We start from the raw sequence: 13800 nt of genomic DNA, 5'->3' as shown, positions 1-13800 counted from the left end.
GTCCATTGAAAGAATCCTATCATTTCGAAACTCTGCAGGTTCACGCGGGTCAGGAATCTCCGGACTCCGCCACCGACGCCAGGGCTGTGCCTATCTACGCAACGACCTCCTACGTGTTTAAAAACTCCGCCCAGGCAGCCGGCCGATTCGGCCTTACCGAAAGCGGAAATATCTATACCCGGCTGACAAACCCCACCACATCCGTTTTTGAAACCAGGATCGCCGCGCTGGAAAAAGGCGCCGGAGCGCTCGCCACCGCGTCGGGCTCCGCCGCCATCACCTGCGCCGTTCAGAATATCGCCCTGGCTGGAGATCATATCGTATCCGCTCAAAATCTCTACGGCGGAACCCGCAACCTGTTTTCCAACACCCTGCGCGAACAGGGAATTGAAGTAACCTATGCAGACTCTTCGGATCCGTCCAACTTTGAGGCGGCGATAAAGGCCAACACCAAGCTGCTCTTTGCGGAGACACTGGGAAATCCCAACTCCGACGCAATCAACCTGGAGGCTGTCTCCGGGATCGCCCATGCCCACGGTATACCGCTTATCGTGGACAGCACCTTCGCAACGCCTTACCTGCTCCGGCCGATCGAACACGGGGCGGACGTGGTCGTCCATTCCGCCACGAAGTTCATCGGCGGGCACGGCACGGTAATGGGCGGCGTTATCGTCGACTCCGGCAATTTCGACTGGGCGCGTAGCGGAAAATTTCCCGGCCTTTCCAAACCCAATCCATCCTATCACGGAGTGATATTTACCGAGGCCTGCGGCAATCTCGCGTATATTGTCAAGCTCCGGACCACGCTCATGCGGGATCAGGGCGCGGCACTCTCCCCTTTCAATTCCTTTCTGCTTCTTCAGGGGTTGGAGACGCTTTCCCTCCGGGTGGAGCGCCACGTGGAAAACGCGCTGAAAGTCGTGGAGTTTCTGAAAAACCACCCTCAGGTGAAGCGGGTCAACCATCCCTCCCTCGCAAAAGGCAGTGCAAAAGAGCTTTACGACCGCTATTTCCCTAAGGGCGCGGCCTCTATTTTTACCTTCGAAATCTGGGGAGACGCGGAGACCGCGAAAAAATTTACCGAGAGCCTGGAGCTCTTTTCTTTGCTGGCAAACGTTGCGGATGTCAAGTCGCTGGTGATCCATCCCGCGTCCACCACTCACAGCCAGCTTACCGAAGCGGAGCTTCTGGAGAGCGGTATCCAGCCCAACACCGTGAGGCTCTCCATCGGCACCGAGCATATCGACGATATCCTGGCGGACCTGTCCCGCGGCTTTGAAGCAATTAAGGAGGCGTAACCATGTCAAATATTTATACGTCCGCAGATCAGCTCATCGGAAAAACACCCCTGCTGGAACTGACGCACATTGAAAAGGCGCTGGGCCTGGAGGCGAAAATCCTCGCCAAACTGGAATACCTCAATCCCGCGGGTTCCGTCAAGGACAGGATCGCCAAGGCTATGATCGACGACGCGGAGGAGAAGGGGCTGTTAAAGGAAGGTTCCGTTATCATCGAGCCCACCTCCGGGAATACCGGCATCGGCCTTGCCTCGGCCGCTGCGGCGAGAGGCTACCGCATCATCATTGTCATGCCGGAGACCATGTCGGTGGAGCGCCGCCAGCTGATGCGGGCATACGGCGCGGAGCTGGTGCTCACCGAGGGCGCCGCGGGAATGAAGGGAGCCATCGCAAAGGCCGCCGAACTTGCAAAGCAGATACCCGGCAGTTTCGTTCCCGGCCAGTTTGTCAATCCGGCCAATCCCAGAGTCCACTTTGAGACGACCGGACCCGAGATTTACAGGGATACGGACGGAAAGATCGATTATTTCGTTTCCGGCGTCGGCACCGGGGGTACCGTCACGGGCGTGGGCGAATATCTGAAATCAAAAAATCCCAAAATAAAGATTGTGGCGGTGGAGCCTGCAGCTTCCCCCGTCCTTTCCAAAGGTGTCGCCGGCGTTCACAAAATTCAGGGGATCGGCGCCGGCTTTGTGCCGGAGGTGTTGAATACCGCTATCTACGACGAGATCGTCCCGGTGGAAAATGAGGACGCGTTTGCTACAGGCCGGATGATCGGCAGGTCCGAGGGCGTCCTGGTGGGCATTTCCTCGGGCGCCGCCGTCTGGGCGGCCATAAAGCTGGCAAAACGCCCGGAAGCCCGGGGCAGTACGATCGTCGCCATACTGCCCGATACCGGCGACAGGTACTTATCCACCCCGCTGTTTGCGGACTAGAGCAGCGCTGCACGGCGGTACGACGTCGTACCGCCGTGCGGAGCGAGAAAACGGAGAGCAATTTTATGACAGTATACGCAGATAACGCAGCAACCACAAAGATGAGCCGCAGGGCAATCGAGGCCATGCTGCCGTACATGGAAACAACCTACGGCAACCCCTCGAGCCTTCATTCGGTGGGCCAGGCGGCCGCCGAGGCTCTGCAGAGAGCCAGGGAGACCATGGCGGGGCAAATCGGATGCCAGGCGAAAGAGATCACATTCACCTCCGGCGGCAGCGAGGCCGACAGCCAGGCAATCCTGTCCGCCGCCGCGCTGGGGGAAAAGAAGGGCAAAAAGCACATCGTATCCACGGCCTTCGAACACCACGCGGTGCTGCACACGCTGGACAGGCTCCGGGAGCGGGGCTTTGAAATCACGCTGCTGGACGTACACGAAAACGGCGTCATTACGGCGCGGGAGGTCGCTTCCGCCATCCGGGAGGACACCTGCCTCGTAACCATCCTGTACGCCAACAACGAGATAGGCACCATACAGCCGGTTTCCGAGATCGGGGCCGTCTGCAGAGAGCGGGGCGTCCTCTTTCACACCGACGCGGTGCAGGCCGCGGGGCATCTGCCTATCGACGTAAACCGGGAGAACATCGACCTTATGTCCCTGTCCGCCCATAAATTCCGCGGTCCCAAGGGGATCGGCGTCCTTTACACCAGAAAAGGCGTCCCCCTCACCAGCATCATCGAGGGAGGCGCCCAGGAGCGGGGAAAGCGGGCCGGGACGGAAAACATCCCCGCCATCGTGGGCATGGCGGCGGCCTTTGAGGAGGCCTGCGAACACATGGAGGAAAACTCCGCCAAAGTCTCCTCCCTCCGGGACAGGCTCATCGCCGGGCTGTCCGCCGTTCCCCACTCGATTTTAAACGGGGACCGGGAGAGGAGGCTTCCGGGAAACGTGAATTTCTGCTTCGAAGGCATTGAGGGGGAATCGCTGCTGCTGCTTCTGGACAGGGCCGGGGTCTTCGCCTCTTCCGGTTCCGCCTGCACCTCCGGCTCACTTGAACCCAGCCACGTACTGCTGGCCATCGGCAGGCCCCATGAAATCGCCCACGGCTCCCTTCGCCTTTCCTTAAACGAGGAGAATACCCCGGAGGAAATCGAATATATCCTGAAGGTCGTCCCGGAGACGGTTTCCTATCTGCGGAGCATTTCTCCCGTCTGGCGGGACCTTGAATGCGGCAAGCGGAAATTCATGTTATGAAAACACTAAAAATTGTTTAACTCTATGTTATAAACGGAAAGGATACTCGTTATGGCACTCTACAGTGAAAAGGTCATGGATCATTTCACCCATCCGAGGAACGTAGGCATCATCGAAGACGCCGACGGCGTGGGCGAGGTGGGAAACGCCAGATGCGGCGACATCATGAAAATCTATCTGAAAATCAAGGACCAAACGGTGGAAGACGCGAAGTTTGAAACCTTCGGCTGCGGTTCGGCCATCGCCTCCAGCTCCATGGCCACCGAGATGATCAAGGGGAAACCCCTCGACGAGGTGCTGGCTGTCACGAACCAGGCGGTGGCGGAGGCCCTGGACGGGCTCCCGGCACACAAAATGCACTGTTCGGTGCTTGCCGAAGAAGCGATCAAGGCTGCGGTTATGGATTATTACAATAAAAACGGAATCGGGTACGACCGCTCCCTGTTTCCCGACTGCGAAACCTGCGGACACTGTGAAAAGCAGAAATGAATACACGTGATATGCAGGACGAAATCCTGCGTCTGAAACGGGAAAACGATATCTGCATCCTGGCCCACGCCTATCAGAGCCAGGACATCTGGGAAGCGGCCGACTACGTGGGCGACTCCTTCGGCCTGAGCAGGAAGGCCGCGGAAGCGCCGCAGAAGACAATGCTGATGTGCGGCGTCCGGTTTATGGCCGAGACGGTGAAAATCCTGTCTCCGGAAAAAACCGTGCTGCTGTCCCACTCCCAGGCGGGCTGCCCCATGGCCGACCAGGCGGACAAGGATCTGATCCTTCAGATGAAGGAAATGTACCCGGGCTATACCGTCGTTGCCTACATCAACACGACTGCGGAGACGAAAACCGCCTGTGACATCTGCGTAACCTCCTCCTCGGCCGTCAGGATCATCCGGAAGCTGGAAAACCCCAATATTTTATTTCTTCCGGACTGCAATCTGGGAGACTGGGTGGCAAAGCAGGTCCCCGAAAAGAACCTCCGGCTGGTCCGCGGCGGCTGCCCGACGCATCTGCGCATGACAGCAAAGGACGTGGAAAAGGCCCGGGAGGCCCACCCGGGGGCGCTTCTTCTCGCGCATCCCGAGTGTCATCCCTCGGTAACCGCCCTTGCCGACTACGTGGGCAGCACCACGGGCATCCTCTCCTATGCGGAAACCAGTGAAAATAATGAATTTCTGATCGGCACGGAAAACAGCATCGTACAGCACCTGCAGTTTCAGTACCCGGACAAGCGGTTCTATCCGCTGTCGAAGGACTGCGTCTGCCACAACATGAAGCTCACCACCCTCGCCGATGTATACAACTGCGTGAAGGGTGCCGGCGGAGAGGAAATCCACCTGGATCCCGATACAATCGCCGGAGCCGGAAGGTGCATCGACGCCATGCTGAGGCTGGGCAATGAACCGTAAGGTGCTGATCGCCATGAGCGGCGGAGTGGACTCCAGCGTCGCGGCTTATCTGATGACTGAGCAGGGATACGACTGTATCGGGGCAACCATGCACCTGTTTGACAACAAGGATGCGGGCATACCGGGCGAGAAATCCTGCTGCTCTCTTGACGACGTGGAGGATGCGCGGAGCGTCGCTTGCCGCCTCGGCATACCGTACTACGTTTTCAATTTTACGGACGACTTCCAAACGCAGGTCATCGACCGCTTTATCTCCGCTTACGAAGCGGGAGCGACGCCCAATCCCTGTATCGACTGCAACCACTACATGAAGTTCGACAAGCTTTTCCGACGCGCTTCGCTGCTGGGATGCGGATGGATTGCAACCGGCCATTACGCGCGTATTGAAACGGAAAGCGGACGCCGTCTTCTGAAAAAAGCGGCGGACGATACCAAAGACCAGAGCTATGTTCTGTATTTTATGAGCCAGGAGCAGCTTTCCCATACGCAGTTTCCTCTGGGAAACCTGCGGAAGGCGGAAATCCGTGATATTGCCCGTGAGAAAGATTTTGTCAACGCCGACAAGCGCGAGAGCCAGGATATCTGCTTTGCCCCCGGCGGCGACTATGCCGCGGTCATAGAAAGCCGCACGGGCAGGTCCTGGCACCCCGGGAGCTTTCTCGACAGCAGCGGAAATGTCCTCGGGGAGCACAGGGGGATCATCCGGTATACCGTCGGCCAGAGGAAGGGACTCGGTCTTTCCCTGAAAGAACCGATGTATGTGCGTGAAAAGAGAGCGGAGGACAATACGGTGATCCTCGGCAGAAACGGAGAGCTGTTTTCCAGAGAGCTGGATGCGGTGGATTTCAACTGGATCGCTTTTGATTCTCCTCCGGGTACTTTGCGCGTCAAGGCGAAAGTGCGCTACCGGCAGCCGGAGCAGCGGGCAACCGTTTCGCCCACCGGCGAGACCAAAGTGCATCTCGTCTTCGACGAGCCCCAGCGTGCGGTCGCAGGAGGGCAGGCGGTAGTGCTGTACGACGGCGACGTCGTCATGGGCGGGGGCACTATCCGCTGACCCAATCTCTTTGATTCTCTCGAGCACATTGTGGTATAATAGCCGCAAAGCGTCTATTAACCAGGTTCGACGGCGCGTCCGCCTCGCACCTCGCGGTGCAACCGGCGGCGATGCCATATACCACGAGCCGCTTCGCTCCTGTGGTATAATAGCCGCAAAGCATCTATTATACCAGGTTCGACGGCGCCTCCGCCTCGCACCTCGCGGTGCAACCGGCGGCGATGCCATATACCACGAGCCGCTTCGCGCCTGTGGTACAATAGCCGCAAAGCGGCCCCTATACCATGATGCGCTTTTGGAAGATGCCGCTATTTTAACCGCTGCGAGGATTTAATACCGATTTTATTCCGGAGGTGCCATATCATGATGGTATCCACAAAAGGAAGATATGCCCTGCGCGTGATGGTGGACCTCTCGGAACACAACACCGGCGTTTACGTTCCGCTGAAGGATATCGCCGCGCGGCAGGATATCTCCCCCAAGTACCTGGAAAGCATTATGACCGTTCTGTCGAAAGCCGGTTTGGTGGACGCGGTTCACGGCAAGGGCGGCGGCTACAGGCTCAACCGAGCCCCCCATGAATACACCGTGGGCAGCATTCTGAAGCTGACGGAGGGCACGCTTGCGCCCGTCGCCTGTCTGGAGCATAAGGATGCTCACTGCAGCCGGGCGGCAAGCTGCAGAACGCTTCCCATGTGGACCGAGCTGGATCGTCTGATCGACGGTTATTTTGAAGGGATCACGGTGGGAGATCTGGCGAAAAACATCTCCTCCGGCGACTATGTCATATAAGGCGGCATTTGTTCTAAAAACGCGTAAACCTATGGCTTTGCGGAGCTACCCATGAGAGCGAAGCACTGCAAAAATATGAGGCTGCGGCAAAACGCACGATATCGTTTTGCCGCAGCCTGATTTTGTTATTCACACAGCGGATTGCACAGCTTTTTAAACCAGCTATTCCCGTACCGGTTTTTCGAAACCATTCTTCCATACTCCGCCCAGTTTTTCGATGATCTCCCGATCCGCCGGGCAAAAGTCATATCGGGCTGTTTCCCCGGCGGTAATCCACCGAAGGCCGCAGTGTTCCCGCATCTCCGGCACGCCGCTTTTAATCCCGGCGTTAAACAGCGTCAGGTGTACCGTCAGGTCCGGATAGGCATGGGTCACTTCCGCGAATACATCCCCAACGCTGATTTCAATCCCCAACTCCTCCCGGCACTCCCGGATAAGCGCCTGGGGCCCTGTCTCCCCCGGCTCCACCTTTCCGCCGGCAAATTCCCATAGAAGGCCTCGGGCCTTATGGGCCGGGCGCCGGCAGATCAAGAACCTGCCGTCCTCCCATATCAGCGCCGCCACCACTTCCGTCACAGTGTCCTTCACTTCCTCTCGAAACCCAGATACCGGGTCCCCTGAAAGGTAAGTCTTCCCAGGTCTCCCTCCGCCAGCATCCCGTATTCCCTGCCCGACATGCCCAGCTCCATCCTGTCTCCGCTTTCCACCTGAAAGGTGGCGAAATAACTGGTGGAAGAGGACATATAGAGGTCCGCATCCGAGGTATTATGACGGTGGTGCGTCACCTTCGACCGTTTGGCCACGACTTCGGCGTCCACCGTCAGAACCGGGGACCTGTTGTTTTTATTCCATTGGCCGATGCCTCTAACTGCCGTCACAACAATAATTCCAATTATAAAAACAAAGACCGATCCGAACATCAGGGGAAAAATACTAAAAAAGAACCCGTTACCGAACATATGCCGCGTTTTCTCCTCTCACTCTCCACAGGGGGCTTATAGCCGGGCCGCCGGCTCATAATACAGTTTTTTGGCTGTGTTGAAAGCGACCAGATACAAAATCGATACGATAAAGCCCGCTATCAGAATAAACAGAGCCAAAAAGGGAATCCAGACGGCGAACAGGGCGATCACGCTGAAAACAGCCAGTCTGTTCCATGCCGTCTTCAGGGCGTCCCCGTTCATAAAGGTGCCGCGGGTTTCCTCGATCTCACGCACGCCCGTCACGATATGATAGGAAATATATAAAGAAACCAAAGTGGAGACGACCCCCAAGAGGTAGGGAAACCCGCCCAAAGCGGCGGAAATCCCCAGAAAATCCATCACATACAGTATCGCGGTGTATATGGCCATCCCGATGGCAAAGGGCTTCACCCTGCCGAACTGCGGGCTTTCCCGGTTCATCTCTGACAGTCCGTTTATCAGTATGATATAGCCCAGAAAATCGGGGATGAGCCCAATCTGGGAGCTTCCGATGTTCAGATTGAAATCCAGAAAAATCAAAATCATTCCGATCCATATGTTTCTCAAAACGTTCCCTCCGTCTTTTTCAAGTATCGTCTTCCGAAAATTACAATCAACGCGCCGCACAACATCTTGACCACGCCGGGAATTATAAGGAGCCAGAGCATGTTCACAGGAGCGCCCACGATGACCGAAAAACCGGAACCGTCATCCAAATATCCGCTCATGCCTCCCCAAATCATGCGTATGAAGAGCGCCTGCACAAGGTCCCAGGCTCCCCAGGCCACGACGGCATATCCGAGATAATACCATTTTCGCCGAAACAGCTGTCCCATTTCCCGGAAAAAATCCGGTTCCTGTTTCCGCTCTGTCCGCCCTTCCCCCGCAGGCTCCTCTTTTAACAGAAAGTCCGTGCTCACGGAGAAGATTTCACTCAGGCGGATTATCTTGTCCGTTTCCGGAACCGCTTCGTCCCGCTCCCATTTGGAAACGGCCTGGCGGGACACGTTCAGCATTTCCGCCAGCCGGTCCTGGGAAAGGCCCCTTTGGCGCCTCACTTGCTGCAGTTTTTCGCCCAATGTCATCCGGCTGTTCTCCTTTTTCTTAATCCCTCCGGCACGGGAAGTGCCGGGGAGCGCCGTGTCCGGCTTCCCTTACCTTACCCAATGCCGCGGTTGCGTTCCAGCAATCCGGCCTGGAAGATCCGCAACCGAGGGTTGCACTGCAAAAAAGCATCAGACACCCAACTGCGAAAAATGAAAAAACCGTGCATACCAGCCAGCGCGCGCTTTAACCAGTATACCATATCGCTCCAACAAAACGGAACCCTTCCCCGCTGTTATTTCTCGGAAGTTATCATACTTGTACCGGGCTTCAATAAAAATGTTGATACAACAAATGAAACAGCATGGCTGTCCCCTCGCCGAAGGCGAGGGGACAGCCATGCGTCTTGTCTTTGCTTTTTATCGGTTAATTGTATTGAATGCTCCCGTTTCTACAAAGCTCCCCTACCGACGATACGTTCCGTCTTGGTTTGAAACTCATGCGCATTCCGGAAAAGGCCAATACGGACGACTTTTTCCCCTTCCCAAGCACATAAAAAATCACCCGGCGGGTGATTTTTTATGTGCTTGGGATTCGCCTGCGTTTTTCCCGAGTTTCAGCATCCCGCTTCATATCCCCGTTTTTGGGAAAGAACCTGCCGGCTGTTTCCCTCAGCTTATTGGGGCAGGAGCTTTCACAAGAATCAGCTCCAGCGTTTCCGAATGCAGGTTCTTCACGTTCATCTTCGTATGAAACGGGATCTTCAGCAAGGTACCGGCTTTATATTCGTGGATCTCCTGCTCATCCAGCCCGATGGAAAGCCTGCCTCTTATGACGGTCATGTAAAGATTTGCATTGGAATAATGCTCGGGAAGCCCCTCGTCCCTGCCGAATACCAGATGGATATAATGCAGGTTCTCGTCGAAGATGACTTTTTCCACTGCTTTTTCATCGCCCGCAGACAGTATAAATACTTGTTCCACCATAGGTTTTCCCTCCTTTTATTCCAGGATTCTTCCGTCGGCCGCCACGGTGACGACCTGCCACGGCAGAAATTTTCCGCTGCTTTGCAGCGCCCTTTTCACCGCGTTTTCAATCCCCCCGCAGCAGGGGACCTCCATGCGGACTATCGTTACGCTTTTTATCTCGTTGTTTTTCAGAATCGCCGTCAGCTTATCGCCGTAATCCCCGTCGTCCAGCTTGGGGCAGCCTATCAGCGTGATCCGGTTTTTCATAAAACGGCTGTGAAAATCGCCGCGGGCATAAGCCGTGCAGTCGGCGGCAATGAGAAGATTCGCGTCCGCAAAATACGGTGCTTTTACCGGAGCAAGCTTGATCTGGACGGGCCACTGCGCAAGTCGGCTTATGGGTTCGCTCCTGTCGGAGGCGGCAGCCTGACCGGCGGAGTCGTGCCGTACGGCTTTCGGCTGCGTGCCGGGGCAGCTGCACGAGCTGCCGTCCTGCCGATTCCGTTTGTTCTCCTGCACGGCGGACTCGTCGTACGCCGACGCTTCGCGTGTTTCAAACCCGATTGCCCCGGCGGGGCAGGCCGGCAGGCAGTCTCCCAAACCGTCGCAGTAGTCGTCCCTGAGCAGTCTGGCCTTTCCGTTTACCATGCCGATAGCGCCTTCGTGGCAGGCTTCGGCGCATTTTCCGCATCCCGTGCACTTCTCTTCGTCGATCCTGATGATTTTCCGGAACATATCTGTCACCTTTCTCTTTCCAGGGGGTTCCCATTGACTTTACGCTTTAAGTCTACTATTCTGAAAGAAAAAAGTATGTTGGAAATCCAACAGAAGGGACATACGATGAATTATCCGGATATCCTTGCATCCGTCGACCTGTTCCTGGGGATTGAAACGTCCGACCTGGAGCCGCTTCTGTCCTGCCTGTCCGCGAAACAGGCTCATTACGAGAAAGGAAGCGCCGTGTTTCACAGCGGCGAGCCCACCGATTCTTTCGGCATCGTTTTGTCCGGGCAGGTACAGGTCGTACAGGATGATTATTACGGAAATCGAAGTATTCTGGCAAAAATCGGGCCGGGCAATCTGTTCGGCGAATCTTTCGCCTGCGCGGACAATAAAACGCTTCCGGTCAGCGTGATGGCGACGACCGAAAGCGAGCTTCTTTTTATCGACTGCCGCAGGCTTGCCGCTCCATGCCAGAAGGCGTGCGGCTTTCACAGCAGGCTGATTCAGAACATGCTGGATATTGTAGCCCGGAAGAATATCGCGCTGACGCAAAAAATCGAATTCATTTCCAAGCGCTCCACCCGGGAAAAGCTTCTGTCCTACCTGTCGTCAGAAGCGCAAAAGTCGGGAAGCAGCCGTTTTTGCATCCCGTTTGACCGGCAGGAACTGGCGGATTACCTTTCCGTCGAGCGCAGCGCAATGTCGGCGGTGCTTTCAAAGCTCAGAAAAGAGGGTGTTTTGAATTTTCACAGGGACGAATTTGAACTTCTGTAGGGCAGTGATCCGGCATCGGCGCCCGAAGCGTCTTTCGAGCGCTTAATTTCCCCCGGCATTCCGCGTTTTACCGGTCCGTTTTTGGCAAAAGATCTGTACCCCCGGAGCTCGTTGGTATCCGGTATGTGGAAATCGTACGCGGTCTCTTTCCTCAGCTGAATTTGTAAATGCGCTTTGCTATCTTCATCGCCTGCAGTGTCGTGCGCTGCCCGAAAACCTGCGACAGGTTTGCGCAGACATTCAGGAAATTCCAGCGGATAGCGGCATACAGTCTCTCGTCCTTCTGCCGGATATACGCGTTGAGACGATCCGCCTTGTCGTTCTCTTCCGCAAGGTTTATGTACACGATGCTGGTGGCCACCATCATGGAAAGGTGATGAATCATGTACAGCTTCAGCTCTTTAGACCCGATATCGCTGTAGACGTCAAAGGCCTCGATCATCCGATATGTAACCGTAAGCTGCTGATCGATGCGCTTAACCATGACATTCATGTTAACGGACTGGTCCGGGCGGCCTATAAAATAGCGGTACAGATCGCAGTCGAAATAGATCAGGCTTCTTACATAAGGCAAGGGCAGATACGCGAAAAGATTGTCCACGTAAAAGGTGTGTTCCGGGAGAACCAGCCCGCACTGCCTGAGCAGGTCCGTACGATAGATCATGGAATGCATAAGCATCAGCTGTTCCAGGCGAAACCGACGCATTTCCTCCCAGGATATGACCCTGTCCCGGGGGAAAACATTCCTGTAGCGCACCGTGTAGCTTTTGCCGGTATAGACATACTCATAAACATAGTTGGCGATGACGAGATCGACCGGGCCGACGCCGCGCAGCTTTGAGAGCAGTTCCTTATAAGCCGGAACGTTCAGCCAGTCGTCGCTGTCCACCACTTTGAAATAAGTTCCGACAGCCATCTCCAGCCCACAGTTGATCGCCGAGCCGTGTCCGCCGTTTTCCTTTTGCTTCAGACGGACCATTTTGGGGAAGCGGGTACAGTATTCCCGGGCAATTTCCGCCGTTTTATCCGTGGAACCGTCGTCCACAACAATTATTTCCACCTCCGGACCCCCCTGAATCAGGGTGTTCAGGCAGCGGCGGAGGTAGTCCTGAGAATTATAGCATGGAACAACGATCGATAAAAGTTTGGTATTGTTCATTCCCGCTCTTGTCTCTCCTTTATTTTTTGTCTTTATACACCCGGCAGCGGCGGAATCGTGCCGTTCCTATTGCCGTCTTTTTCTGAAAAAGTTCCTGAGCTTCTCTCCGTATTTTCCGTGCAGCGCCAAAATATACAAAACCGTTCCCATGGGCAGAAGAGCCATATACTGAATCAGGTGCAGCAGCAAACTTGTTTCCAGCGCAACCGTCCGGTCAATCCCCAGCCCTGCCATTGCGAGGATGGTCCCATATTCAAAAAGGCCGATGGCGCCCGGCGAGGCGGGTATGAAGTTGATGATGTTCGTCACGGCAAAAACGGCAAGGGATATGCGTATGGACTCCACCATCGGAAAGCCGAAGGAAATCAGGCCCACCCAGACGGATATCAGCAGCAATATCCATGAAAGGAGAACCCAGACCATCATTTTCGCCATGGCAAGGTTCAGATACTCTTCGGAATATTTATGGAACCTGGGAACGAAAAGGACGACGATTACCAGCAGTGCGGTCAGGCCGAGACAAATCAATGATACTATACGCAGCGTTCTGAGCACAAGCGGATCCGTAAATCCGGAAAAGGGAACCGAAAACAGTGAAATCATGAGGATTGCGACAACGTCCGCTATAGCCGAAATAATCATCAGCTCCGTGCGCCGTCTGACGCTGTAGTCGGCCGGGAAAAAAACAATGCGGATGCCTTCCCCCGCGTGAAGAGGCAGAACCATATTCACCGCGTGCCCGATGCCCATCACCTGAAAGGCGGTCAGCCGATCCATGTTCTTATCGATACCGTGCGTAAATGCAAGCCCCCGGATATAATTGGCATAGATATAGACGGCGACCGAGAGCGCCACGATCCACCAGTTGATGTTTTTCTGAAAGAGCGCAGCCGGATGCAGATCCTTTAACGAAGTGACGGAATAATAGACAATGGCGACGGTAATGACAACACCGATCAACAGTTTTAATTTCATTTTCGTGGTCATTTCGCGGCTCCCAGTTCCATATGAATTTTATCTCCCGCCGTGCTTATCATACCACATATACTATACCAGGTTCATCCCCGATATTTGAATATTAATTTATGGCTTTATTAAATAAATATTATACTGCGCAGACAGGGACGGCAAGACCAGGCCGTCTGCGGGGCTTTATCCGTTTCCCATTATACAATGAGTCGGCGCTCAGCGCCACCGGAAGTATTTTTCAGCTGAATCATGGATCCGGACACGACTGGAAACGAAGTCAACCAGCGGCAAGGCGGTTTTATCGCAGCTGTGCTAAGATGAGCCAAAGGGAAGTCACGGAAAAGTCGGTGAATTTTGTGTTTACCGGCTTTGGGGCGAAGTATGCAAAATTCGGCCCCGCGGGCGTCCGCCCTCCGCCTGACTGAAAAGCACAGTTTAAGAGAAAACCGTCGTTTTT

At 55.2% G+C, this 13800-nt stretch carries 16 protein-coding genes; 8 read left to right on the top strand and 8 right to left on the bottom strand.

Features of this window, described 5'->3' with window-relative positions; genetic code table 11:
- The first annotated feature begins 5 nt into the window (after positions 1-5).
- The 7 genes from B9A13_RS07980 (at position 6) to B9A13_RS07950 (ending at position 6744) form a co-directional block, all read left to right on the top strand.
- Positions 6-1298 carry an O-acetylhomoserine aminocarboxypropyltransferase/cysteine synthase family protein gene (locus B9A13_RS07980; RefSeq protein WP_242942819.1) on the top strand — a complete coding sequence of 431 codons (1293 nt, stop codon included), beginning with the start codon at positions 6-8 and terminating at the stop codon, positions 1296-1298.
- A gap of 2 nt (positions 1299-1300) precedes the next feature.
- Positions 1301-2233: a cysteine synthase A gene (cysK, locus tag B9A13_RS07975; protein ID WP_084234619.1), complete on the top strand. Its 933-nt coding sequence runs from the start codon at positions 1301-1303 to the stop codon at positions 2231-2233.
- Positions 2234-2298: 65 nt separating this feature from the next.
- A complete protein-coding gene (gene nifS, locus B9A13_RS07970; RefSeq protein ID WP_084234618.1) occupies positions 2299-3486 on the top strand; it encodes a cysteine desulfurase NifS in 1188 nt (395 codons plus the stop codon).
- A gap of 51 nt (positions 3487-3537) precedes the next feature.
- The gene (gene nifU / locus B9A13_RS07965) at positions 3538-3975 is read left to right on the top strand and encodes a Fe-S cluster assembly scaffold protein NifU (RefSeq protein ID WP_084234617.1); all 438 of its coding nucleotides are present in this window, start codon (positions 3538-3540) and stop codon (positions 3973-3975) included.
- Complete coding sequence (gene nadA / locus B9A13_RS07960) at positions 3972-4895, top strand: quinolinate synthase NadA (RefSeq protein ID WP_084234616.1); 924 nt, start codon at positions 3972-3974, stop codon at positions 4893-4895. The genes nifU and nadA overlap by 4 nt, the downstream gene beginning before the upstream one ends.
- A complete protein-coding gene (gene mnmA / locus B9A13_RS07955; RefSeq protein ID WP_084234615.1) occupies positions 4885-5952 on the top strand; it encodes a tRNA 2-thiouridine(34) synthase MnmA in 1068 nt (355 codons plus the stop codon). The genes nadA and mnmA overlap by 11 nt, the downstream gene beginning before the upstream one ends.
- Before the next feature lie 363 nt (positions 5953-6315).
- A complete protein-coding gene (locus B9A13_RS07950; RefSeq protein WP_084234614.1) occupies positions 6316-6744 on the top strand; it encodes an RrF2 family transcriptional regulator in 429 nt (142 codons plus the stop codon).
- Between the two features lie 162 nt (positions 6745-6906).
- On the opposite strand, the gene B9A13_RS07945 is transcribed toward B9A13_RS07950, so the two are convergent.
- From B9A13_RS07945 to B9A13_RS07920, 6 genes are all read right to left on the bottom strand, one after another.
- Entirely contained in the window at positions 6907-7320 is a 414-nt protein-coding gene (locus B9A13_RS07945; RefSeq protein ID WP_084234613.1) for a (deoxy)nucleoside triphosphate pyrophosphohydrolase, read from the bottom strand.
- Between the two features lie 8 nt (positions 7321-7328).
- On the bottom strand, positions 7329-7664 hold the full coding sequence (locus tag B9A13_RS07940) for a DUF2500 domain-containing protein (protein ID WP_341456024.1): 336 nt from the start codon (positions 7662-7664) through the stop codon (positions 7329-7331).
- 75 nt (positions 7665-7739) lie between these two features.
- Complete coding sequence (locus B9A13_RS07935) at positions 7740-8273, bottom strand: hypothetical protein (protein WP_084234611.1); 534 nt, start codon at positions 8271-8273, stop codon at positions 7740-7742.
- On the bottom strand, positions 8270-8791 hold the full coding sequence (locus tag B9A13_RS07930; RefSeq protein WP_084234610.1) for a helix-turn-helix domain-containing protein: 522 nt from the start codon (positions 8789-8791) through the stop codon (positions 8270-8272). Before B9A13_RS07930 ends, B9A13_RS07935 begins: the two co-directional genes overlap by 4 nt.
- Positions 8792-9421: 630 nt before the next feature.
- Positions 9422-9736: a cupin domain-containing protein gene (locus tag B9A13_RS07925; protein WP_084234609.1), complete on the bottom strand. Its 315-nt coding sequence runs from the start codon at positions 9734-9736 to the stop codon at positions 9422-9424.
- 15 nt (positions 9737-9751) lie between these two features.
- On the bottom strand, positions 9752-10453 hold the full coding sequence (locus tag B9A13_RS07920; protein WP_084234608.1) for an ATP-binding protein: 702 nt from the start codon (positions 10451-10453) through the stop codon (positions 9752-9754).
- A gap of 105 nt (positions 10454-10558) precedes the next feature.
- On the opposite strand from B9A13_RS07920, the gene B9A13_RS07915 reads away from it, so the two are divergent.
- The gene (locus B9A13_RS07915) at positions 10559-11215 is read left to right on the top strand and encodes a Crp/Fnr family transcriptional regulator (protein WP_084234607.1); all 657 of its coding nucleotides are present in this window, start codon (positions 10559-10561) and stop codon (positions 11213-11215) included.
- A gap of 151 nt (positions 11216-11366) precedes the next feature.
- On the opposite strand, the gene B9A13_RS07910 is transcribed toward B9A13_RS07915, so the two are convergent.
- Positions 11367-12374 carry a glycosyltransferase family 2 protein gene (locus B9A13_RS07910; RefSeq protein WP_084234606.1) on the bottom strand — a complete coding sequence of 336 codons (1008 nt, stop codon included), beginning with the start codon at positions 12372-12374 and terminating at the stop codon, positions 11367-11369.
- A 66-nt stretch (positions 12375-12440) separates the two neighbouring features.
- The gene (locus B9A13_RS07905) at positions 12441-13361 is read right to left on the bottom strand and encodes a lysylphosphatidylglycerol synthase transmembrane domain-containing protein (RefSeq protein ID WP_084234605.1); all 921 of its coding nucleotides are present in this window, start codon (positions 13359-13361) and stop codon (positions 12441-12443) included.
- Between the last annotated feature and the right edge of the window lie 439 nt (positions 13362-13800).

It is taken from the genome of Papillibacter cinnamivorans DSM 12816 (genome assembly GCF_900176335.1).
Classification (GTDB): domain Bacteria; phylum Bacillota; class Clostridia; order Oscillospirales; family Oscillospiraceae; genus Papillibacter; species Papillibacter cinnamivorans.
Note: the sequence above shows the minus strand (reverse complement) of the source record. Positions and strands in the feature narration are given on the sequence as shown.

Bases quoted from the DNA above. Each gene is read 5' to 3' on its own strand.
- cysK (WP_084234619.1), top strand. From the start codon at position 1,301: ATGTCAAATATTTATACGTCCGCAGATCAGCTCATCGGAAAAACACCC.
- nifS (WP_084234618.1), top strand. From the start codon at position 2,299: ATGACAGTATACGCAGATAACGCAGCAACCACAAAGATGAGCCGCAGG.
- nifU (WP_084234617.1), top strand. From the start codon at position 3,538: ATGGCACTCTACAGTGAAAAGGTCATGGATCATTTCACCCATCCGAGG.
- nadA (WP_084234616.1), top strand. From the start codon at position 3,972: ATGAATACACGTGATATGCAGGACGAAATCCTGCGTCTGAAACGGGAA.
- mnmA (WP_084234615.1), top strand. From the start codon at position 4,885: ATGAACCGTAAGGTGCTGATCGCCATGAGCGGCGGAGTGGACTCCAGC.
- B9A13_RS07950 (WP_084234614.1), top strand. From the start codon at position 6,316: ATGATGGTATCCACAAAAGGAAGATATGCCCTGCGCGTGATGGTGGAC.
- B9A13_RS07940 (WP_341456024.1), bottom strand. From the start codon at position 7,664: ATGTTCGGATCGGTCTTTGTTTTTATAATTGGAATTATTGTTGTGACG.
- B9A13_RS07930 (WP_084234610.1), bottom strand. From the start codon at position 8,791: ATGACATTGGGCGAAAAACTGCAGCAAGTGAGGCGCCAAAGGGGCCTT.
- B9A13_RS07925 (WP_084234609.1), bottom strand. From the start codon at position 9,736: ATGGTGGAACAAGTATTTATACTGTCTGCGGGCGATGAAAAAGCAGTG.
- B9A13_RS07920 (WP_084234608.1), bottom strand. From the start codon at position 10,453: ATGTTCCGGAAAATCATCAGGATCGACGAAGAGAAGTGCACGGGATGC.
- B9A13_RS07915 (WP_084234607.1), top strand. From the start codon at position 10,559: ATGAATTATCCGGATATCCTTGCATCCGTCGACCTGTTCCTGGGGATT.
- B9A13_RS07910 (WP_084234606.1), bottom strand. From the start codon at position 12,374: ATGAACAATACCAAACTTTTATCGATCGTTGTTCCATGCTATAATTCT.
- B9A13_RS07905 (WP_084234605.1), bottom strand. From the start codon at position 13,361: ATGACCACGAAAATGAAATTAAAACTGTTGATCGGTGTTGTCATTACC.